The 1,521-nt window shown below is 67.0% G+C and carries 2 protein-coding genes; both read right to left on the reverse strand.

Translation table 11 applies throughout. The features are described from left to right. Positions 1 to 361 precede the first annotated feature (361 nt). Positions 362 to 883 (reverse strand): adenine phosphoribosyltransferase, encoded by a 522-nt coding sequence (locus JMF82_RS21825; RefSeq protein WP_201316624.1) that lies wholly within the window; start codon positions 881 to 883, stop codon positions 362 to 364. Between the two features lie 80 nt (positions 884 to 963). Further along, positions 964 to 1,242, reverse strand: a complete 279-nt coding sequence (locus JMF82_RS21830; protein WP_201316623.1) for a DUF2007 domain-containing protein — start codon at positions 1,240 to 1,242, stop codon at positions 964 to 966. Positions 1,243 to 1,521 lie beyond the last annotated feature (279 nt).

Below are 1,521 nucleotides of genomic sequence, written 5' to 3' on the forward strand. Positions count from 1 at the left end.
CCGCTCTTCCTGTAGGAGCGCACCCAGTGCGCGACAAGCCGACGAAGCGGTGAAGCCATGCACTGCGGTCGCGCACAAGGTGCGCTCCCACAACAGAGCCCCGGCAGCCGTCATAACGCGGAAAATCGCTCTTCCTGTAGGAGCGCACCCAGTGCGCGACAAGCCGACGAAGCGGTGAAGCCATACGCCGCGGTCGCGTACAAGGTGCGCTCCCACAACAGAGCCCCGGCGGCCGTCATAACGCGGAAAATCGCTCTTCCTGTAGGAGCGCACCCTGTGCGCGACAAGCCGACGGAGCGGTGAAACCATGCACTGCGGTCGCGCACAAGGTGCGCTCCCACAAGGTAGGCCAAGGCGGCCCTCAATAACGCAACAAAGCCTGCAGCGCCGCGCCATCACCACGCCAGCGCGCCCTGCCCTGCAGCGCCGCCAGCTCGATCACCACGCTCGCACCCACCAGCTGTGCGCCGAGCGTCTCCACCAATGCACGCGCCGCGGCGATGGTGCCGCCGGTGGCCAGCACGTCGTCGACGATCAGCACCCTCTCGTTCGCGTGCAAGGCATCGTTGCGCGCTTCGAGGCGATCCACGCCGTATTCGAGCTCGTAGTCGACATGCACCACGGGAGGCGGCAGCTTGCCGGGCTTGCGCAGCGGTACGAAACCGGCGTGCAGCTTCTGCGCCAGGGCGGCGCCGAAGATGAAGCCGCGCGATTCGATGCCGCACACCGCCTGCACGCCACTGCCCTGCCAGGGTTCGGCCAATGCATCGATGCAGCGCGCGAAGCCGCCGGCATCGGCAAGCAGCGGGGTGATGTCTCGGAATACCACGCCCGGCTTGGGAAAGTCAGGCACGGCGCGGATCAGCGATTCGATCTGTTGCAGGGAAATATCCAAGGACGGCTCCGATGTCCGCGCGCCGGGCGCTGTTCACCGCTCAGGATAACGCCCGCGCCGCGAAAGATTCAGCCAAAGGCAGGCTGCGGCGCATCCGGATCCTCGTCGGGATCGCTGAGCGCAAGCCGCGCTTCGACGAGATCACGCTCCACTTCGCGCACCACCTGCTCCGCCGCCGCGAGGCTCGCCTCGGGCACCAAGACGGCCACGTAGTCGAGCGCCGGCAGCTGGCCGACGGCGCCGGTGAGGTATTCGCCCGAGACGAAGGCCGGAATCTCCGCGCGTTCCAGCGCATCCTTCACCAGGTGGGCGTCGATCAGGCTTTCGGCTCGGTAGGCGATGCGCATGGGGCCACGCTAGCGCTGACGCGGGTGTCGAGCAAGTTCCGGCGCGGCATGTGTCGATCAGGTGAAGAAACCGACACCCCTGTAGGAGCGCACCCTGTGCGCGACAAGCCGGCGGAGCGGTGAAGCCATGCGCCGCGGTCGCGCACAAGGTGCGCTCCCACAACAGAGGCCCCGGCAGCCGTTATAACGCGGAAAATCGCTCTTCCTGTAGGAGCGCACCCTGTGCGCGACAAGCCGACGAAGCGGTGAAACCATGCGCCGCGGTCGCGCACAAGGTGC

It is taken from the genome of Dyella sp. EPa41, assembly GCF_016586165.1.
Taxonomy (GTDB): domain Bacteria; phylum Pseudomonadota; class Gammaproteobacteria; order Xanthomonadales; family Rhodanobacteraceae; genus Dyella.